An 18,875-nucleotide genomic window follows, 5' to 3' on the forward strand; every position below is an offset into this window, starting at 1 on the left:
TTGATCGTCATGCAGCCTATCACCGATCTCGACATCTTGTTGCGTCAATTGAGCCCGGCGCTCGACCCTGAGCGTTATGCCTATGCTGCGACGCGACGTTCACAGGCGCTGGACGCGCTCTCGCCGATCGCAGTGTTTGAAGAGGCGGAAGGACTGTCCGTCATCGCCCCGCTCTCACGGCTCGAAGACCAAGGGATTGAACCCGTCTTCATCTGTCGCCGCATCACGCTTGAGGTGAACTCGGCGCTGGAGGCTGTGGGATTGACGGCGGCGGTCAGCCAGGCGCTGGCGGGTGCGGGGGTCAGCGCGAACATCGTCGCTGCGCTTCACCATGACCATGTGTTCGTTCCAGAGGATAAGGCAGGCGAAGCCCTGAGCGTTCTTAAAGAGCTCTCAGACCGTAACGGAGCCTAGAAGAACGGGATCAGTCCGCGCCCGAGCCGTCGTTCGCAGCGGCTGATCTGGGCGTCATAGCGTTCCGCATCGGTCTGGACGGTGCGGGCGGCGCGCAGGAGCCAGTCCTTGTTGCGATAGGTGCGGCGGTTATAGCCGCCATGCCCCTCGTGATAGGCGAGATAGAGCGAATACGGGTCATTGAGAGAGATGCCGGACAGGCGTTGGGATTTGTTGGCGTACCAGCCGATGAAATCCACCGCATCGCCAAAATCGTTTCGGTCCGCGCCGCGCCGTCCTGTGTCTTCGCGATACCAGTCCCAGGTTCCATCCAGAGCCTGGGCGTAGCCAAATGCCGAGGACGGGCGCGCGCCTGGAATAACGCCCAGCAGTCGCCGACGCGCCGGACGCGCATTGCGGTTAAAACTCGATTCCTTTTTCAGGAACGCCAGTTGGGTGCCTGGAGAGACGCCCCATCGCCGCTCGGTGCGCTGCAGGTCGCGCCACCAGCTGCGATTGTCCTGAAGGATCAGGCAGGCGTCATGGACCTGGTCAGGCGGCCCTGACGCGCACCCAGACAGCAGAACGAGGCTAAGAACGCCTATGATGACTGACCTGAAAACCATGCTGTCAGTCTCGCCGAACACGGTTAACCGGCGATGAAACGCAGCCGCAGCTTTAGCGAGGATTGCCTGAGCGGAGCGATGGCGAGCTTCAAACCGAAGCTGACAGGTTCGCAAGGCCAAGGGCCGCCCGCAGCTTTAGCGAGGATTGCCTGAGCGGAGCGATGGCGAGCTGCAAAAAAAAGGGTCGGCGCGCCTGCGTCGCACGCGCCGACCCATGTCTTCGCCGTCAATGCATGGGGTCAGGACAGGAAGACTAATGAGCCTTACCAGATTCCCCTGACACGTGCAAACGACCTATGTGCGGTTGTCGCCTAGAAGGTCAGGCGAATGACCAACCGGGCCACATGGCGGACGAAATCGTCCCGAATATCGGCGTCATACGCAAAGGTGAAGGTCGAATACTCCGAGCCTGCGCTTAATCCGAAACCAACCAGCGCACCGGAATTGGAAAGCTGTTCAGAGCGCAGGGTGAACGGGTTCCCGTCCTGGCCGAACTGGGCCGTGGTGTCGCCGCCCGAGCTTGAGAATTCGCCGCGATAGCCGACCCGCAGCGAGGGCGCCCACCAGGACACATCCGTGCCGAAGCGACGCGCCAGGGTCAACGTGCCCGAACCCAGAACCGTCGAGGAATCGCGGTCATCCACGATCAGCGCGAGACCGCTGATCGCGTCAGCATTACTGCCGGACGTGGTTTCGGTATAGCCGCTTTCAAACAGCGACAGATACGTCACAGCCGCCTCGGGACGCAAAACCCATGAGCCAAAGGCGAAATCGCGTCCGGCTTGCAGGCTGGCGGTGGCGTGCCAGCCGCTCCAGTCGGCGCTGGTCAGCGCGCTGAAATCACCAATGCGGATCTCGCGATCAGTTTCGAAATAATCGTAGCCGATGCCGATATTGCCCGAGATATCAAAACCGCCGAGATCCATCGCGGCATAGCCGCCGATCTGGCCGGTCAGAGACACCATGGGCTGGTCAAAGCCATTGGTTTCTTCGATTTCACTCGCGGCGCCGACAAGCTGAACGCCCACGGCGTAGAACGGACCCACCGGGCGATCGAGGCCAACGGCGATGCCGACGCCCTGACCCCGATAGCCTTCGGCCAGCGCTGAGCCGGAGCGGTCCGCGTAATAGCCGAATTCCTGGATCCAGACGCCCGCCAGATCATCCGGCGCGAGGCGCGCATTGCGCAAACGTCCCTGAAGGGCGCCGGCCGCGGCGTCATTTGACGCGAGCGCGAACTGGATGGCGCTGGCGGCGTATTCCGGCAGCAGCTGGTCATAGGCGCCATAAAACTGCTCTGCGTTGCGCAGGCTGGCGAAGGCCGCTCCCAGGCTCTCGACGGTCTCGAAAGCGGCGAGGGCTTCGTCATAGGCTGCGGCCTGGTTGGCGTGCATGCCCAGCTCGTCCGCCGTCTTGAGTTGAAGCGTGAGAATGATCTTGTTCTCGTCCTCGCTGGAGCGCTCCAGAGAGGCGTTATAGAGGAAGGGCGAATCAGACGTTGTCAGCGTGCCGGCCTCATCCGCCAAGGTCAGGTCGCCGGCGGAAACGATGTCAAAGACGCCGCCCTGGCCGATCATGTTGTCCAGTCCGACCGACAGCGACGAGCCTTCTTCAAAAGTGACTGATCCGGAGGCGTTGACGAAGGCGGCGGAGCGGTCTGCGGTGTCGATCGTGACCTGAAGCTCGCCGCCATTGCGGAAGACCGCATCGCGAAGCGCCAGGGCGTCGGTGCCTGTCAGACCGATCTGACCATTGGTGACATCCAGAACAAGATCACCGTCGGCATCGCTGACAGCGCCATTGAGCGTGGCGTTGTCGATGATCAGAACATCCGCCCCCAAACCGAAAGCAATGTCGCCATTCACGGCGCCAGCAAGGATTTCCACGCGGTCGTCACCATCGCCGAGCAGAATATGGCCATTGATGACCGGCGCGTTCAGCGCCTCGCCGTCAGCATCAAAGCCTTGCTCCTGAATAATGCTCAGGCCGCCATTATTATTGCGCGCATCGACAGCGATCAGATCAATATCATCGGCGGAATATGCGTCGTCGATATTGCTGACGAATGTGGTGATCACGCCTGTGTTGCGAATTTCTTCGAGGCTGTCGTCATTGGAACGGATGGCGACTGCGCTCTGACCGCCGCCGATCAGAGAGGCGGAAATCGTGCCGGCCTCATTGAGGATGGAGCGGATCTGCGAATTCTCGTCGAGATCAATCGCAATCGCCTCACCGACGCCATAGGAGTCGTCAGCGAACCCGTCTGCAGCATGGCCCAGGGACGACGCGGCGCGGATCGTGCCGGCATTGTGAACCGTGTCCAGCTGGGCGCCTTCGCCGAAGTGCATGGCCACAGCGCGCCCGTCATAGGCGGTCGCGGAAACCGTAGCGACATTGGACAGGCCGCCAGCTCCGAGGATGACTGAACGCAGGACGCCGTTGTCATTGCGTCCGACAATAAGGAATGCGGTGGCGTCCTTGCCGTCGAAGATGCCGTTATTGCCGATCGTGCCTTCATTGACGACGCCGTACCCGAGCAGGTCTCCGTCATCATCGTCATCCGTCCGGTTGCTTGTGAAATCGTCAGGCAGGGCGACCTCGCCGATCACCATGTCGCCCGAGCCGTCTTCATCGGGACGGAACTCAACGGCGGCGCCGCCGCCGGTGTAGGCTTGAATGCTGCCAGCGGCCGAAATGAACACGCCATCAGCCACGGAGCCAGCGATCAGGAAGGCGGAACCTGAATCGAGATTGTCTGCGACGTCGCCGCGCTCGGCGGCTTCCGCTTCGCTTTCAAACAGCGCCATAAGGCTTTCGCTGTAGCGCGTCGACGTGCGGTAACCATAGGTCTGGATAAGGCCGGTCGCGCGGATGCCACCTCCCACGTCACCTTCAATGGCGACGCCTTCTCCACCGGGCGTCACGGCGGTCACAGCGCCGACTTGAACATCACCGGTGACGCCGCCTTCCAAAGAGATGGCGCGGCTGCCTTCACCGGTGACGCCCACGGACCCTCGAGAGATGAAATCGCCGTCCAGATTGGTGACCGCGCGGACGCCAAAGCTGTTCTGACCTTGAACAATCACGGAGCCGCTAGCCGAGATTGTGACGTTACCCGTCACCGCATCCTGGTTGGCGATGGGATTGAAGTCGGAGTCGACTGCGCCGATCAGAATGCCGGTCTTGTTCTGGTCCTGCGCGAAGGGGCCGTCGAATTCCTGATCCGGGTCATCGGCCTGACCGTCGCCATCTGTGTCGATCAGGTCGTCTGTTTCGCTATCGGTCGCATCGTCGCTGTCATCAAGCAGGATACGGCCATTGTGCACAAAATCGCCTTCGACGCCCGGATCCATCTGAACGCCGACCGCGCCGTCCACACTGACGGCGTTGCCGTCGGCGTCACGATCATTGATCTGGATGATCGCACCGTTGTCTGTCGTCAGATTGTTATTGGAATTGACGTGCACGGCCGGGGCTGGAGCGCCGATCAGCGTAACCCGCCCGTTCGTGCCGATGACGATGTTGTCGGCATTTCCAGCGCCGTCAGCGTCAGCCGTCTCGATTGGCTGGGTGCGTTCGTCGTTGATTTCCTCGTCCGCCCAGGACGGCGAAGCGATGAGGGCGGTCAGGGAAACGGCGGCGAAAAGGCTGCGGCGCATGCGTCAGTCTCCGGTCAGGCGCAGGTTCACAGCTTGTGAACCAAACGTGCGTCATCCCGTCTTTCTAGCCCATGGTTTTGCGCACGTCGACCATTGCAAGCCCGCGCGCCGCAGCCATTTTTTACGCTTGCTCCGAAACTGGCCCCCAAACAGGAGCGGCCGCCCTGGAAGTCTCCAGAGCGGCCGCTTAAAACTCAAGGCAGGCCTGAGCCTAGACTTTGTAATACATCTCGAACTCAACCGGGTGCGGATGGTGTTCGATGCGGGTCACTTCTTCCATCTTCAGATCAATGTAGGCGTCGATCTGATCATCATCCATGACGCCGCCCTTCTTGAGGAAGTCGCGGTCGGCGTCGAGTGATTCCAGGGCCTGACGCAGCGAGGAGCAAACGGTCGGGATGTCCTTGAGCTCTTCAGCCGGCAGATCATAAAGATCCTTGTCCATGGCGTCGCCGGGATGGATCTGGTTCTCAATGCCGTCCAGGCCCGCCATCAGCAGCGAGGCGAAGGTCAGGTACGGGTTCCCGGCCGGATCAGGGAAGCGGGTTTCGAGGCGCTTGCCCTTGGCGGACGGCACGTGCGGGATGCGGATGGAGGCCGAGCGGTTGCGCGCCGAGTAGGCGAGCAGAACCGGCGCTTCAAAGCCCGGCACCAGTCGCTTGTAGGAGTTGGTCGACGCGTTGGCGAACGCATTGATTGCGCGGGCGTGCTTGATGATCCCGCCGATGTAATACAGGCAAGTGTCTGACAGGCCTGCGTATTTGTCGCCAGCGAAAAGCGGGTTTCCGTCTTTCCAGATCGACTGGTGCACGTGCATGCCGGAGCCGTTGTCCGCATGGACCGGCTTGGGCATGAACGTCGCGGTCTTGCCATAGGCGGCGGCGACATTGTGCACGATGTATTTATAGGTCTGCATGCGGTCGGCCATCTCGGTGAGGGTGGAGAATTTCATCCCCAGCTCATGCTGCGACGGCGCGACTTCGTGGTGATGCTTTTCTGGCTGCAGGCCCAGCTCTTTCATCACCGACAGCATTTCAGAGCGCATGTCCTGTAGCGAATCAATCGGCGGAACCGGGAAGTAGCCGCCTTTCGGGCCAGGACGGTGGGCGAGGTTGCCGCCCTCCATTTTCACGCCGGAATTGTACGGGCCTTCATCGGAATCGAGCGCGTAGAAGGTGTTGTTCTGGGCGGTGGACCAGCGCACATCATCAAAGATGAAGAATTCCGCTTCCGGGCCAAAGAACGCCTTGTCGCCAATCCCTGAAGCGGCGAGGAAATTCTCGGCTTTCTTCGCGGTGGTGCGCGGGTCGCGGTTATACGCCTCGCCAGAGTCCGGCTCCAGAATGTCACAGACCACGGACAGGGTGGTTTGCTGGAAGAACGGGTCGATATGAGCCGTGCTCGTGTCGGGCATCAGCACCATGTCGGACTCGTTGATGGCTTTCCAGCCGCCAATGGACGAGCCGTCGAACATGGAGCCTTCTTCAAAGAAGTCTTCATCCACCATGTCCACGTCAAAGGTGACATGTTGCAGCTTGCCGCGCGGGTCAGTGAACCGCAGATCGACGAATTCGACGTCTTCGTCCTTGATTTGCTTGAGAATCTTGTCAGCAGACATGGTAGGGTCCTTATGGCTGGCTGTGGGTGCTGGCGGGCGATGTCTTGCGGGGGTCAGATGGCGTCGTCATCGGTCTCGCCGGTGCGGATGCGGATCGCGCCTTCCACCGGGAGAATGAAGATCTTGCCGTCGCCGATGCGCCCGGTCTGGGCGGCGGTCTGGATCGCCTCGACGGCGGCCTCGACGCGATCATCGGGAATGACCAGTTCGATTTTGATCTTGGGCAGGAAGTCCACGACATATTCTGCGCCGCGATACAGCTCGGTATGCCCTTTTTGACGTCCGAAGCCCTTGGCTTCGGTGACGGTCAGGCCTTGAAGCCCGATCTCTTGCAGGGCTTCCTTTACGTCGTCCAGCTTGAACGGCTTTATGATCGCTTCGATTTTTTTCATTCGGGGCCTCCGCTCACCGGATGGACGCTAACTGTCGCGCCGAACGCCGCAAGTCGGAGCAAGGTCGCAGGGATGCGCAAAACTCGCATTGCTCGATTTTGCAGCGCCGATGCTCGATACTGATGCGAATTTGAAGGATAGCTCTGACAATGTCTGATCACCCCCACGCCATCCTCAGCGTCTCCGCCATGGGACGGGCGGATTCCCATGCGGTCTCGCAAGGCGTGTCTGGCTCGGTCTTGATGCAAAACGCCGGGGAGGCTGTCGCCCGGGCCATCCGTCAGAACTGGTCGCGGCGCCCTGCGGCGGTGCTATGTGGTCCTGGCAATAATGGCGGCGATGGCTGGGTCATCGCGCAGTGTTTGTCCAAAGCGGGGTGGCCCGTCAGCATCTTTACGCTGGCTGATGTCTCTGACCTGAAAGGGGATGCGGCCTGGGCGGCAAAAGGCTGGAATGGTCCTGTCCGCCCGCTTGGCGCCTGCCAGCTTGATGACTACGCCCTGATTGTGGATGCGCTGTTCGGCGCGGGGCTGAACCGGCCGCTTGAGGGAGATGCTGCGCGGCTGGCGCAAGACAGTCAGTCCTTTGGCGGCGTCTGTGTCGCTGTCGACACGCCCAGCGGCTTGTCCGGCGATATGGCGGCTTTACAGGGACCGGTGTTTCGCGCGGATCTGACCGTCACCTTCCATCGGTACAAGCCGGCGCATCTGTTATCGCCGGGGCGAGCGCTCTGTGGAGAGCTCATCGTGAGCGGCATCGGCATTCCTGATGGCTGGATCCGAGCGGCCGCGCCGTGCGCGACAGTGAACCATCCTGACCTCTGGCGAGTTCCGGGCGCGCGCTTGGATCGTGACGCCCACAAACATAGCCGCGGACGCTTGTGCGTGCTGGCGGGCGGGCGCGGCGCGACGGGCGCGGCTCGACTGGCGGCGCGGACCGGGCAAATTGGCGGCGCGGGTTTCGTAACGGTCCTCTCCGGACAGGGGGCGCTTAATGAGATCGCGTCCGCTTCAGACAGTCTTGTGGCGCGGCGGTACGAGGCTGAGCAGCCGTTCGGCGAAGTGCTCGAGCAGCACCGCGCCAGCGCCGTCGTGATGGGGCCTGGCGCCGGGATCAGCGCGCGTTTGAAGGCGCAAGTGCGGTCAGCCTGCGCGTTCAAGGCTCCACTGGTGCTGGATGCTGACGCCTTGAGCGTGTTCGAAGACGCGCCGGACGCCTTGTTTGAAGGCCTGCATGCGGACTGCGTCCTGACCCCGCATGGCGGAGAGTTCGCGCGGCTCTTTCCAGACCTCACAGAGGCGAAGCATGCAGGCAACAAGATCGAACGCACGCGAGAGGCCGCCCGGCGTTGCGGGGCGGTGGTGGTGTTCAAGGGCGCGGATACGGTGATCGCTACGCCGGATGGCGAGGCTTGGGTGAATGTTCACGCCAGCGCGCGTCTGGCGACGGCAGGGACGGGCGATGTGCTGGCCGGACTGATCGGCGCATTTCTGGCGCAAGGCGCACCGACGCATGAGGCGGCCTGTGCGGCGGTTTATATTCATGGCGATGCGGGACGGCGCCTTGGGCCGGGCGGGACGGTGGACACGGTTCTGACTTGTCTGCCGCAGGCGCTGGACGCTGTTTCACAGGCGCAAATTCGCAAGGCGGCTCTGCAGCGATTGAACCCACACATGGTGTAGCAAGCGAGCGCGCAGACGCGTATAGCTCTGACACGACTCCTTCAGAGCAGATAGATCCATCATCGCCATGTCCGACACAGAAAAGCTTTCCTCGACCGACGCAGACGCGCTGGAATTTCACCGCGCGAGCCCGCCGGGCAAGGTGGCGATGATTCCGACAAAGCCGATGGCGACCCAGCGTGATCTGGCGCTGGCCTATTCGCCGGGCGTGGCGGCGCCGGTGCGAGCGATCGCGGAAAACCCGGATGCGGTCTATGATTACACGTCCAAGGGCAACACCGTGGCGGTGGTCTCCAACGGCACGGCGATCCTGGGTTTGGGCAATCTGGGCCCCGCAGCGTCAAAGCCGGTGATGGAAGGCAAGGCGGTCCTGTTCAAACGCTTTGCGGACATTGACGGCTTTGATCTGGAGATCAATTATACAGATCCTGACAAGTTCGTCGATTGCGTCGCCGGGTTCGGCGACAGCTTTGGCGGCATCAACCTTGAAGACATCAAGAGCCCGGAATGCTTCGAGATCGAGGCGCGCTTGCGCGAAAAGCTCGATATTCCGGTGTTCCATGATGATCAGCACGGGACCGCGATTATCGCTGCGGCGGGGCTGATCAACGCCTGTCATCTGACGGACCGCAAGTTTGAAGACATCAAGCTGGTGCTCTGCGGCGCCGGCGCGGCGGGCCTGTCGGTGCTGGAGCTGGTGAAGTCCCTGGGCGTGCAGCACGATAATGTCACCGTGGTGGATGTGAACGGCGTGGTTCATACGGGCCGCAACGATCTCCATGACCGACTGGCGCAACATGCTCGTGAAACGGACCTGCGCACCCTTAAAGAGGCGATGGTGGACGCGGACGTGTTCCTGGGCCTGTCGGCGGGCGGCATTGTCAGCCAGGACATGGTGAAGTCCATGGCGGCCGATCCCATACTTTTCGCCATGGCGAACCCGACGCCTGAAATCATGCCCGACGAAGTCCGCGCGGCGCGCTCGGACGCGATCGTGGCGACTGGGCGCTCTGATTTTCCCAATCAAGTCAATAACGTGCTCGGATTTCCTTATATTTTCCGCGGCGCGCTGGACGTGCGCGCCCGGACGATCAATGAGGAAATGAAGCTCGCGGCCGCGCGCGCCCTGGCCGATCTCGCCCGTCAGGACGTGCCGGACGAGGTGTCGACCGCCAACAAGTCAGACAGCGGTTTGCGCTTTGGCCGCGATTACATCATCCCGTCGCCGTTTGATCCGCGCCTGATCAGCTTTGTGCCGCCCTATGTGGCGCGGGCCGCGATTGAAACCGGGGTCGCGCGCATTCCGATCGAGGATGAAGAGAAATACCGCCAGTCGCTGGCGCGTCGCCTGGATCCGACAGCCGCCCTGCAACAGCGCGTCACCCAGGCGATTTCGGGCTCGGACAAGCGTATCGTGTTCGCCGAAGGCGAAGAGCCGAGCGTGATACGCGCCGCCTTCGCCTTCCAGTCCCAAGGTTTGGGCAAAGCTGTGCTGGTGGCGCGCGAAGAGATCGCCCGCGCCAACATGCGCACGCTCGGACTGCCTGACGACGTGCTGGAAATCCAGAATGCGCGTCTGTCAGATCGCAACGCCGACTATGCGGACTGGCTCTACAAGCGTCTTCAGCGTCAGGGCTATCTGCGCCGTGACGTGCAGCGTCTGGTCAATAACGACCGCAACGTCTTCTCCGCCTGCATGCTCAAATTCGGCGACGCAGACGGCATGGTGACGGGCGTCACCCGCCATTTCACCAACACGATGAGCGATATCCGCCTGGTGCTGGATCCGGCGCCGGGGGGGCGTGTGATCGGCCTGACCGTGGCGCTGGCGCGCGGCAAGATGCTGGTCATTGCCGACACCAACGTCACTGAATTCCCGGATTCTGACGGCCTGGCCGAGATCGCCGTCGGCGCCGCTCACGCCGCGCGCCGGCTGGGCCTCGATCCGCGGGTGGCGTTCATGAGCTATTCCACCTTCGGCAACCCGCCGGGCGAACGGACCAGCAAGGTGCAAAGCGCGGTCAGCAAGCTTGATAAGCTCGATCTTGATTTCGAGTATGAAGGCGAGATGGCGGTTGATATCGCGCTCGATCCCAATCATCGCGAGCGCTATCCGTTCTCGCGCCTGTCAGACGCCGCAAACGTTCTGGTGATGCCGGCGGTGCACTCCGCCTCCATCGCGGCGCGCTTGCTGAAATCCGCGGGCGGCGCGACGGTGATTGAAGGGCTGTTGATCGGGCTTGAGCAATCGGTTCAGGTGGCGCGGGTCGGATCTAACGTGTCTGACATCGTCAATCTGGCCGGGCTAGCCGCCTATGATCTCAATCACACGCCGTAAACTGAACTTATAGCCCAGAGCTTTAACGCCTTGGCGCTAGAGTGCTCTTCTGTTTTCAGGGAGGGGCGCTCATGCGTACGCACATCAGAACACTCACCGTGCTCGGCTTCGGCTTGCTTGGCTGCGGACATGCGGCTGCACTGTCTGGTGACGACCCTCTGCAGGGCCAGGTGTGGGAGGTGGTGATCTCCTCAGACGCGGCCGTTTATCATGAGGATTTCACCATTGAGCTTCGTTTTGATGACAATTGCATCGCGATGAGCAGCTCTGATGCGGATCTCGACTTTGAAGACTGCGGGTCGCAATTTGCGCTGACTGAGGCTGATGAAAACGGTTACACTTACGCCTTCAGCTATGACTTCCCATACGCCTACATCTTTGCTGTGCAAGCTGGGTTTTCCTCAAACACCATTCATGAGACTGGCCATGCGCAAGGCGATGCCGATTGCGCCGGGTTTGATCTGATGGAGGTGGGTGAAACGCGCTCCGAGCTCTGTGGTCTGCCTGAGCTGACGGTCGAACAGGACTACGCCCATCCGCGCTACAGCTCGATCACCCGGATGCAATAAGGTTCACGGGCGCCTTTCAGCCCGGAAGCCAATAGATGTGAACAGACCTTTTCCATGAAAGACATGGATCAGCGCCATAGGGCGTCCTACCTATGGGGCTGATCTGATTCCTTGGTCTTCCCGAAAGCGTTCGCATGGCTTCCACCCGCGCCTCCAATGATCTGACGCAGGGGCCGGTCTTCGGTCATATCCTGCGCCTGGTCGCTCCGATGAGCTTCGGCATCCTCGCCATGATGCTGGTGGGGGTGATCGACGCCTATTGGGTGGGCAAGCTTGGAACGGACCAGCAAGCCGCCGTCCAGTTCGTCTTCCCCGTCTCCATGCTGGTGATGAGCATCTCCATCGGTCTCGGGGCCGGGGCGGTGTCGGTGGTGGCGCGCGCGGCCGGACGTGGCGACGGCGAGTCCACTCGCCGCGTGGCGACAGACGCCATCACTCTGTCTTTCATCGTCGTGCTTCTGGTCAGCGTGCTGGGCATTCCTTTGATCGGTCCGGTCTTCCGGGCGATGGGCGCGACGGACGCGATGATGCCCTTCGTGCACGAATACATGACGATCTGGTTTGCGGGCGCGGTCTTCATGGTCGGCCCCATGGTGGCCAGCAATCTGTTGCGCGCCATGGGCGACGCCATCGTGCCGAGCGTGATCATGATCATCGCAGCCTTCATCAATATGGTGCTGGATCCGATCCTGATCTTCGGCCTTGGCCCCATCCCGGCGATGGAAGTCACCGGCGCGGCGCTGGCGACGCTGATCGCCAACATGGCGGTCTTCGTCATCGCCATGGGCGTTCTGGTGTTTCGGGAGAAACTGATTGATTTCAGCTGGCCCGGCTTTGACACTCTGTTCTGGAACTGGCGTGAGATCGCACGGATCGGCGCGCCGGCTTCAGGCTCCAACATGATCGGACCTCTGGCCAACACACTCGTCTTTGCGGCCATCGCTCCGTATGGCGAGCCCGCCGTGGCGGGTCTGGGCGTGGGCATGCGGGTTGAGGCGCTGGCGCTGATCCCGCTGTTCGCCCTCTCAGGCTCCATCGGTCCCATCACCGGTCAGAACGGCGGCGCCGGGTTAAATGACCGGGTGCGCGAAGCCTTCGTGAAATCCTTCATCTTCTGCTGGGGCTGGGGCGCGTCCATGGCGGTCTTATTGTTGCTGGCGGGGCGGTTTCTGGCGCCGGTCTTCCTGCCGTCTGAAGACGGGCAGGCCATGGCCGTGGCCTATTGGGCGATCGCGCCGTTCGCCATGGGCGGCTATGGCGTGGCGATGGCCGCTGCGGCGGGCTTCAACGGCCTCGGGCGTCCGTTTCTGGGCGTGGCGTGCAATGCGTTCCGCGGCCTGGTCCTGATCATACCCTTGAGCTGGCTTGGCGGGTTTCTGGGCGGCGCCAACGGCGTCATCTGGGGCTTGTTCACCGCCAATCTGATCGCCGGCCTGCTGATCGGGTTTCTGGTGCTCAGATATGCGCCCCTGACCGCCAAAGAGGGCGGCAAGCGCTAGACGGTGATGGCCAGAGCGGATGTGGCCGAGGGGCTGCGTTCCAGAAGCTTTGTCTGCAGGTCAACGCTGATCAGGGCGTCCTGCACATCACGCTTATAGTCAAAGACATCGTCTTCAAGCTCGCCCAGATCGTCTTCAAGGGCTTCGAAGGCGTCAGCGCGGTCTGAGTCGCGCGCCTGGAAGGCCGCCTTGATCTTCGCGGTCTCAAACAGCTCGCGGATCTTGCGGGTCAGGCCGTCGACCTTGTTGACGAAGTCCTCATCGCCTTTCAGCCCACCCTTGCGCGCCTCCAATCCCTCCCGCGACGGCGCCGGGGCAGCTGGGGCGAGGGTGTCATAGCGACCCGGCTCAATGACGGGCGCTGGGTGATCCTTCACGGGGGCGGTCGGTTCTTGAGCGGGAACGGCAGGCGTGGCGTCACCTTCGGAACGTTCCGGGTCCGCGGGAGCCTCTGTCGCGTCTGAGGCCGTCGTCTTTGCGGATGCAGGCGCTGGCGCGCGGGTCAATCCGCCGCTCAGTTGCGCGGCGTCGCCGCCTGCGTCCTTATAGGCTTTGAGAGCCGTATTCAGCTCCTTGACCAGATGGCGCAAGGCCTTGGCCATGCCTTCAGGGTTTTCGGCATATAGCGGCTTGACCAGTTTGAGCTGTTCTCGCACGGCTTCGACGCGTTCGCGCGCTCGGTTCTGTGCGGCCTGGCGGGCTGTCTCGGGGGCGTTTCTGAGCGCTTCCAGCGTGGCGCTCAAGGAATCGCGGATCTCGGAGTTTTCAGACGGCGTGTCTGTGTCCGCATTGGCGGCCGCAGCATCCCGACGCCATAACCCGCCAGCCTGTGAGGCTGAGGTCTGAAGAGTCTGGCTCTGGGCAAGCAAGGCGACAGTCATGAACGGCTCCATGAAGAGACGAGATCATGCCAGATCGAGATTAAAACTCTGCTATCTGCGCCTTAGACCCGCGTCAGAACCATTCCCAGCTCGGCCTTGCCGTTCAGTCCGCCATGCGGGTAGGGACGCGGTTCGGCCTCGGGCCAGCGCCAGCGGTCTTCGGTGAACAGGGCGCGCATGGCGTCAAGGCCGCAGCCATAGGGTGGGCCGCCCAGCTCGGACTTCTGCATGAACAGCGCCAGCAAAAGCCCGCCCGGTTTGAGACTGGCATGGGCCATGGCTTCATAGTCATCGCGCTTTTTGGGATGGATGGCGCACAGAAAGGTCTGCTCGTACAGCACATCAACCTGCGTTTCCGGGCGCCAGGCGAGGGCGTCCGTTTCTATCGCCTGCGCGTTGACGCTTGCGCTTTCAAAGCGCGACTTTTGCCAGGCGATGGCGCTGGGCGCGATGTCCGTGGCGATGACGCTCAGCCCCTGTTGCGCCAGAAAGACAGGTTCTTCGCTGCGCCCGCATCCGGGGGTCAGGACAGTCTGACCAGGCTTCAGAACGCCTGAATCAATCCAGTCGATCAAGGCCGGGTGGACGCCCTGTCGCTCCCAGGGGGCGTCATCGGCCTGAAACCGCGCTTCCCAGTCAAAACTGCTGCGGTCTTCTGATTGAGGAGCGTCGGCGGGGCGGTCAGTCGTCATGGCGCGATCTCTCGTAATGAAAGCTGCAGACATGATGAAGCGCTGACCTGTGACGTCCAGATGCAGACGCAGGTCTGGCGCCGGGTGTTGATCTGTCTCGCGACGGCAAAGGCAGATTGACCGCAGCATGACGTAAGAGCTAATTCTGCGGCCTGCCCTGCCTGTGCGGGTGTGGCGGAATTGGTAGACGCGCTGGTTTTAGGTACCAGTGTCTTATGACGTGGAAGTTCGAGTCTTCTCACCCGCACCACTTCTTCTTTGCAAAGAAATCCTCGCTGAAGCTGCGGGCGGGCGTTCGCCCTTGCGAACCTGTTGGGTTCGGTTTCCCATGATGATCAAGCCGGTCGGGCTTTCGGTCCTCGCTTCGCTGCGGGCGGCCTTCGGCCTTTGCGAACCCGTTGGGTTCGGTTTCCGTTTTATACGGAGTTGGCCCTGATCCAGATACGCGTCGGGCGCTGGAGGGGGAGACTCCAGCGCCCGATGATCGTGTCAGCGATGTACCGGTCTAGCGGCGCGTAGCGATGATCCAGACGGCGTGAATGATGCCGGGGATATAGCCGAACAGGGTCAGGACGATGTTCAGCCAGAAATGAAGGCCGAGGCCGACCTGGAAGAAAACGCCGAGCGGCGGCAGAAGAATGGCCAGGATCAAACGCAGAATGTCGCCGCCAGTGGCAGTGGATTGAGTGCTCATGAGAAGCTCCTATACAAATGAATAAAGATCAGGACGCGTTGGACGCGCTGAGGAACAGGGACGTGTCGCGGCCCGCCAGGGCGTTGATCTGGGCGTCGTTAACCGTGGTGGCCACGGTCCACCCGCTGGGCTGGTCATAGTCAAACTGCAGCGCATTCACAGGGATGCGGCCATCCAGTTCGCCTACCGCACGCCAGCCCGTATTTTCAAAATGAACCGCCATCACGGCGCCGGCTTGACTGATCTCCAGATCATCAATCGCGATGCCGGGCGCAGAGGCGCTCACATCAATCGCCTCGCCCATGAGGGCGCGCGCGGACTGGGCGCCGTCATATTCCGTAGCCCAGCTCAGGCCGATCGGCTCGTACCCGCCGCCTTGCGCCAGCATGTCAAATTCTGCTCGAGTGATGTCGACGCGCAGCATCTCGTTACCGGGAGCGCCCGCCAGATAAACAAGGTCCGCAGCGATCGCGGCGTCACCGTCCAGCCAGTTGGGGTTGTCGACCACGACCGCGTGCAGATTACCCGCTTCATCCACCAGCAAATCCTTGATGGCGACGTCGCCATCCGTGAAAGCCAGACGCGACTGCAGAAGGGTCGAGGCCAGATAGTAAGCCTTGCCGTCAGCGGTCTCGTGGATCAGCGTGTTCTGAGGTGCATCAATGTTTTGTGTGAAGGCGGTCGCCGAAATTCCGGCCAGAGCCGCGATCGCGGTCAGTGTCATGGCGGTCTTCATCGGCAGGGCCTCCTTCTTGTTTATTCGGGCTTGGTATAGAAACGTGTCATCGGCTGACCGGTTCCCGGTTTTCTCAGAGGGCCGGGATGACCGTTAAGAAAACAGAGCTTGCCGAAGATCGTACGAACTGGGCCGAAGACCGCACTCTGATGGCGAGTGAACGCACTTTCGCCAGCTGGCTTCGCACGGCGTTGGCGGCGATCGGCGTGGGGTTGGGCATGCAGGTCGTGTTCGACAGCTTTGAACCCACATGGGTCGCCAAGCTGATCTCCAGCCTGTTCATGCTTCTGGCTGTGGGATTGATCGTGATGGGACGATTGCGCGACCGGGCGGTTGCGCGCTCACTCAGCGCACATTGTCTGGAGGGGCGATCTGTCTGGTTGGGAGAGGTCGTGTCGGCCGGCCTGGGGCTCGGCGCGATGGGCGCTGTGCTCGTGATCTGGCTGGTCTAGCTCACCAGGCCTGACGATAAGTCAGCCCGAGGAAATCCGATTGGGCGTCCCAGCTGTTCTCACCAAAACGGATTTCGCGTTTTTGCCGGATATAGCCCGCGGTCACTGCGCCATGGTCATTGAGCGACATGCCCACGCCGGCGAAGCCGTCCGCCACACCGATTTCACCGGCCACGCGGGTGAGAGCGCTGACGCCGCCGCCACCCGGACGCATGATCACCGTCTCCTGGTCATAGGAGACGATCAGGCTGAGCCGGGAGATCGACCGGAAGGCGAGGGGGCTGGTCTCCAGCTCAAGACCCACGCCGAAGGCTGACAGCTCGTCGCTGTCCTGGCGGCTTTCGTTTTGCGCGGAGAGGGTTGGGATCAGAGACGCATGCTCGTCGCCGCCAAGCGGAATGGACCAGGCGCTGTCGCTGGTCTCGCCGAATTCCGCCTGCAACTGCTCAGTAAAATTACGCAGCACAGGATCGGGAATATGCGCGTCAGAGGACGCCTGCACGCTCGAAGTCGATGCAGTCTGCAAGACAAGCAAAGCAGCGGTTGCTACGAACATGACGTCCTCCCAATTCAGTCTGTAATAATAACGCCGAACGGGGGGAACAGTTCCAATTCACCTGCTTCAACAGGAGGCGTGGCGACTATTGTCCGTCGCGCAACGCCTTGATCAGTTCGTCCTTGGTCATATCCGAACGTCCTTCAATGCCGATCTCCTGGGCGCGGTCGTACAGCTCGTCTTTCGTCCAGTCCTCATAGGGTTTATGTGCGCCGCCTTTCGCGGCCGCGTCGTCATCATCAGACGCCTGGGCGTTGGCGATACGGGCGGCTTTGGATTTCGACGCGCCGTCCTCGCGCAGGGCTTCATAGGTTTCGTCGTCCTTCACAGACGGGCCATGGCCCTTGGTCATTGCTCATCCCTTTCCTGGGTCTGTGTTGATGCGGCGGGGTCGATCACCGAGCCGTCTTCGCGGGCGATCATCAAAGTGCGCGTGGGATAGGCGAACTCGACTCCTTCCTCGGCGAACTTGCGGACAAGCGCGAGATTCACGGCGTGTCGCACATCCATGAAGACGGCGTAGTCCATGCTCTGTGCGTGACAGACGATCTCGAATTCCAGAGCGCTGTCGGCGAACCGGGCGAAATGGGCGCGCTCAAAGCGAGCCTGATCGGTTTGCTCGATAATGGATTTGATCCATCCGGGGATCTGCTCAAGCTGATCCGCCCCGGTCTGATAGGTGACGCCAATCTGAAACAACCAGCGCCGCTCATCCAGCCGTTGGTAATTGCGGATCGTCTCGTCGAGCAGATTGGTGTTCCGGATGACGACCTCTTCGCCCGATAACGAGCGCAAGCGTGTGGTCTTCAGTCCGATCTTGCTGACCGTGCCCAGAAAGTCGCCAAACTCGATGAAGTCATCGCGCTGAAAAGGTTTATCAAACAGGATCGATATGCCGGCGAACAAGTCACTGAAAAGGCCTTGCGCGGCCAGACCGATCGCGATGCCGCCAATCCCAAGCCCTGCAATCAGGGCGGTGATGTCCACGCCCGCGTTATCAAGCAGAACCAGCAGTGCGGCGGACCAGATGAAGGTGCTGATCGCCCATTTAATGATGGCGATGCCGTTCCAGACCGCGCTGCGGCTGTCGGCGCGTTTGAGAGCGCGGCGTTGCACCAGATCGATGGCCAGGCCGCGCACAATAGCGGCGACCTGTATGATCAGTACAAGCCCGAGCACATACCAGACGGCGTCCTGCACGCTTTTGGGCGAGGGGGTCGCGCTTAGCCCAACACTGGCGCCGAGAACCAGGAACGTCATGGCTGACATGCGATCAGCGGAGCCCAGAAACACATGAGCCAGACTACTCTGACCGGTGCGTTGGCGCGCAAATGACACGCCCCATTTGATCAACAGGGCGATGATTGTCACCGCTAGGGTGATCGCAAGCGCCAGAGTGACCGATTGGGTGTCTTCGGTGATCCAGTCCAGAAGTTCGACAAAAGCCGTGCGGCCTTGCTGTACGACGCCCTGGACGTTCTGTTCAACAGAACTGAGGGCCTCTGACGCTGATGAATCCTGAGGTTGGGTCATGACAGGTCCCCGCGCATGAAAAAGCGGACCCGCAGGCCCGCTTTTCCAATAGAAGTTGAGCCTATTGCTCGGCGATGATGGCGTTGAGCATCCAGATCGCTTCTTCGTGCCAGCTCATGCGTTCAATCAGCATGTCGGCGGTGACGAAGTCTTTCTTGTCTTCGCACCATTCGATGGCGGCGCGCATGGATTTCACCGCCGTGCGGTGGTCCTCCACCAGCATGCGCACATGCGCGTCCGCGGATTGTTCCAGGTCGTAATCACGGATCTCGGACAATTCGCCGTATTTTCGATAGGAGGCGGGGGCTTTCTCACCCAGGGCGCGGATCCGCTCGGCAAGCTCGTCGATGGCGCGGTAGAGGTTCTCGTAATGCTCTTCCGTGAGCTTGTGCAGGCTGTAGAAGGTCGGGCCGACCACATTCCAGTGCACGCCTTGGGTCTTGATGAACAGCATGTAGCTGTCGGCGAGAACTTTGCCGAGCGCGCCCGCAATTTCGGCGCGGTCTCCTGGCTCGATACCGGCTTTCGGTGCGAAGGCGGCGGTTTTGGACGCGA

Annotated in this window: 18 protein-coding genes and 1 tRNA gene; 7 read left to right on the top strand and 12 right to left on the bottom strand. The window is 61.4% G+C overall.

Translation table 11 applies throughout. The features are described 5' to 3' along the window. Positions 1–9 precede the first annotated feature (9 nt). On the top strand, positions 10–414 hold the full coding sequence (locus tag B3M53_RS05295) for an ACT domain-containing protein (protein ID WP_160091597.1): 405 nt from the start codon (positions 10–12) through the stop codon (positions 412–414). Here the strand turns inward: B3M53_RS05295 and B3M53_RS05300 are convergent. The 4 genes from B3M53_RS05300 to B3M53_RS05315 all read right to left on the bottom strand — a co-directional run bounded on the left by B3M53_RS05300 (position 411) and on the right by B3M53_RS05315 (position 6,688). Then, positions 411–1,019 (bottom strand): hypothetical protein, encoded by a 609-nt coding sequence (locus B3M53_RS05300; RefSeq protein ID WP_286799744.1) that lies wholly within the window; start codon positions 1,017–1,019, stop codon positions 411–413. The genes B3M53_RS05295 and B3M53_RS05300 overlap by 4 nt on opposite strands. 311 nt (positions 1,020–1,330) lie before the next feature. Further along, entirely contained in the window at positions 1,331–4,678 is a 3,348-nt protein-coding gene (locus B3M53_RS05305; RefSeq protein WP_273147392.1) for an autotransporter outer membrane beta-barrel domain-containing protein, read from the bottom strand. A 211-nt stretch (positions 4,679–4,889) separates the two neighbouring features. After that, on the bottom strand, positions 4,890–6,296 hold the full coding sequence (glnA, locus tag B3M53_RS05310; protein WP_022699640.1) for a type I glutamate--ammonia ligase: 1,407 nt from the start codon (positions 6,294–6,296) through the stop codon (positions 4,890–4,892). 53 nt (positions 6,297–6,349) lie between these two features. Continuing rightward, positions 6,350–6,688, bottom strand: a complete 339-nt coding sequence (locus B3M53_RS05315) for a P-II family nitrogen regulator (RefSeq protein ID WP_022699639.1) — start codon at positions 6,686–6,688, stop codon at positions 6,350–6,352. 149 nt (positions 6,689–6,837) lie between these two features. Between B3M53_RS05315 and B3M53_RS05320 the strand changes: the two genes are divergently transcribed. From B3M53_RS05320 to B3M53_RS05335, 4 genes are all read left to right on the top strand, one after another. Then, positions 6,838–8,370: an NAD(P)H-hydrate dehydratase gene (locus tag B3M53_RS05320; RefSeq protein ID WP_286799745.1), complete on the top strand. Its 1,533-nt coding sequence runs from the start codon at positions 6,838–6,840 to the stop codon at positions 8,368–8,370. Between the two features lie 67 nt (positions 8,371–8,437). Further along, the gene (locus B3M53_RS05325) at positions 8,438–10,708 is read left to right on the top strand and encodes an NADP-dependent malic enzyme (RefSeq protein WP_160091601.1); all 2,271 of its coding nucleotides are present in this window, start codon (positions 8,438–8,440) and stop codon (positions 10,706–10,708) included. 71 nt (positions 10,709–10,779) lie between these two features. Further along, positions 10,780–11,277 (top strand): hypothetical protein, encoded by a 498-nt coding sequence (locus tag B3M53_RS05330; protein ID WP_286799748.1) that lies wholly within the window; start codon positions 10,780–10,782, stop codon positions 11,275–11,277. Positions 11,278–11,411: 134 nt separating this feature from the next. After that, a complete protein-coding gene (locus B3M53_RS05335; RefSeq protein WP_286799750.1) occupies positions 11,412–12,776 on the top strand; it encodes an MATE family efflux transporter in 1,365 nt (454 codons plus the stop codon). On the opposite strand, the gene B3M53_RS05340 is transcribed toward B3M53_RS05335, so the two are convergent. Both B3M53_RS05340 and B3M53_RS05345 read right to left on the bottom strand, forming a co-directional pair. Further along, positions 12,773–13,657, bottom strand: coding sequence for a hypothetical protein (locus B3M53_RS05340; protein ID WP_286799753.1), 885 nt, complete (start codon positions 13,655–13,657; stop codon positions 12,773–12,775). The two genes, B3M53_RS05335 and B3M53_RS05340, sit on opposite strands and share 4 nt — an antisense overlap. Positions 13,658–13,719: 62 nt before the next feature. Further along, on the bottom strand, positions 13,720–14,349 hold the full coding sequence (locus tag B3M53_RS05345) for a methyltransferase domain-containing protein (RefSeq protein WP_286799755.1): 630 nt from the start codon (positions 14,347–14,349) through the stop codon (positions 13,720–13,722). A gap of 165 nt (positions 14,350–14,514) precedes the next feature. Between B3M53_RS05345 and B3M53_RS05350 the strand changes: the two genes are divergently transcribed. Next, positions 14,515–14,599 (top strand) — tRNA-Leu (locus B3M53_RS05350). Positions 14,600–14,854: 255 nt separating this feature from the next. Here the strand turns inward: B3M53_RS05350 and B3M53_RS05355 are convergent. Then, the gene (locus B3M53_RS05355; protein ID WP_286799757.1) at positions 14,855–15,043 is read right to left on the bottom strand and encodes a YqaE/Pmp3 family membrane protein; all 189 of its coding nucleotides are present in this window, start codon (positions 15,041–15,043) and stop codon (positions 14,855–14,857) included. Positions 15,044–15,071: 28 nt separating this feature from the next. Next, positions 15,072–15,767 carry a hypothetical protein gene (locus B3M53_RS05360; RefSeq protein ID WP_286799758.1) on the bottom strand — a complete coding sequence of 232 codons (696 nt, stop codon included), beginning with the start codon at positions 15,765–15,767 and terminating at the stop codon, positions 15,072–15,074. Between the two features lie 98 nt (positions 15,768–15,865). On the opposite strand from B3M53_RS05360, the gene B3M53_RS05365 reads away from it, so the two are divergent. Further along, positions 15,866–16,231, top strand: coding sequence for a YidH family protein (locus tag B3M53_RS05365; protein ID WP_286799760.1), 366 nt, complete (start codon positions 15,866–15,868; stop codon positions 16,229–16,231). A 1-nt stretch (position 16,232) separates the two neighbouring features. Here the strand turns inward: B3M53_RS05365 and B3M53_RS05370 are convergent, their stop codons facing one another. The 4 genes from B3M53_RS05370 to B3M53_RS05385 all read right to left on the bottom strand — a co-directional run. Further along, entirely contained in the window at positions 16,233–16,787 is a 555-nt protein-coding gene (locus B3M53_RS05370) for a hypothetical protein (RefSeq protein ID WP_286799761.1), read from the bottom strand. Between the two features lie 85 nt (positions 16,788–16,872). Further along, positions 16,873–17,139: a DUF7218 family protein gene (locus B3M53_RS05375; RefSeq protein WP_286799763.1), complete on the bottom strand. Its 267-nt coding sequence runs from the start codon at positions 17,137–17,139 to the stop codon at positions 16,873–16,875. Further along, positions 17,136–18,320: a mechanosensitive ion channel family protein gene (locus B3M53_RS05380; protein WP_286799764.1), complete on the bottom strand. Its 1,185-nt coding sequence runs from the start codon at positions 18,318–18,320 to the stop codon at positions 17,136–17,138. The genes B3M53_RS05375 and B3M53_RS05380 overlap by 4 nt, the downstream gene beginning before the upstream one ends. A 61-nt stretch (positions 18,321–18,381) precedes the next feature. Continuing rightward, a partial coding sequence (locus B3M53_RS05385) for a Dps family protein (protein WP_286799765.1) occupies positions 18,382–18,875 on the bottom strand: 494 nt, incomplete at its 5' end.

Source organism: Oceanicaulis sp. UBA2681 (assembly GCF_002354675.1).
Classification (GTDB): Bacteria; Pseudomonadota; Alphaproteobacteria; order Caulobacterales; family Maricaulaceae; genus Oceanicaulis; species Oceanicaulis alexandrii.

Bases quoted from the DNA above. Each gene is read 5' to 3' on its own strand.
- B3M53_RS05295 (WP_160091597.1), top strand. From the start codon at position 10: ATGCAGCCTATCACCGATCTCGACATCTTGTTGCGTCAATTGAGCCCG.
- B3M53_RS05300 (WP_286799744.1), bottom strand. From the start codon at position 1,019: ATGGTTTTCAGGTCAGTCATCATAGGCGTTCTTAGCCTCGTTCTGCTG.
- B3M53_RS05305 (WP_273147392.1), bottom strand. From the start codon at position 4,678: ATGCGCCGCAGCCTTTTCGCCGCCGTTTCCCTGACCGCCCTCATCGCT.
- glnA (WP_022699640.1), bottom strand. From the start codon at position 6,296: ATGTCTGCTGACAAGATTCTCAAGCAAATCAAGGACGAAGACGTCGAA.
- B3M53_RS05315 (WP_022699639.1), bottom strand. From the start codon at position 6,688: ATGAAAAAAATCGAAGCGATCATAAAGCCGTTCAAGCTGGACGACGTA.
- B3M53_RS05320 (WP_286799745.1), top strand. From the start codon at position 6,838: ATGTCTGATCACCCCCACGCCATCCTCAGCGTCTCCGCCATGGGACGG.
- B3M53_RS05325 (WP_160091601.1), top strand. From the start codon at position 8,438: ATGTCCGACACAGAAAAGCTTTCCTCGACCGACGCAGACGCGCTGGAA.
- B3M53_RS05330 (WP_286799748.1), top strand. From the start codon at position 10,780: ATGCGTACGCACATCAGAACACTCACCGTGCTCGGCTTCGGCTTGCTT.
- B3M53_RS05335 (WP_286799750.1), top strand. From the start codon at position 11,412: ATGGCTTCCACCCGCGCCTCCAATGATCTGACGCAGGGGCCGGTCTTC.
- B3M53_RS05340 (WP_286799753.1), bottom strand. From the start codon at position 13,657: ATGACTGTCGCCTTGCTTGCCCAGAGCCAGACTCTTCAGACCTCAGCC.
- B3M53_RS05345 (WP_286799755.1), bottom strand. From the start codon at position 14,349: ATGACGACTGACCGCCCCGCCGACGCTCCTCAATCAGAAGACCGCAGC.
- B3M53_RS05355 (WP_286799757.1), bottom strand. From the start codon at position 15,043: ATGAGCACTCAATCCACTGCCACTGGCGGCGACATTCTGCGTTTGATC.
- B3M53_RS05360 (WP_286799758.1), bottom strand. From the start codon at position 15,767: ATGACACTGACCGCGATCGCGGCTCTGGCCGGAATTTCGGCGACCGCC.
- B3M53_RS05365 (WP_286799760.1), top strand. From the start codon at position 15,866: ATGACCGTTAAGAAAACAGAGCTTGCCGAAGATCGTACGAACTGGGCC.
- B3M53_RS05370 (WP_286799761.1), bottom strand. From the start codon at position 16,787: ATGTTCGTAGCAACCGCTGCTTTGCTTGTCTTGCAGACTGCATCGACT.
- B3M53_RS05375 (WP_286799763.1), bottom strand. From the start codon at position 17,139: ATGACCAAGGGCCATGGCCCGTCTGTGAAGGACGACGAAACCTATGAA.
- B3M53_RS05380 (WP_286799764.1), bottom strand. From the start codon at position 18,320: ATGACCCAACCTCAGGATTCATCAGCGTCAGAGGCCCTCAGTTCTGTT.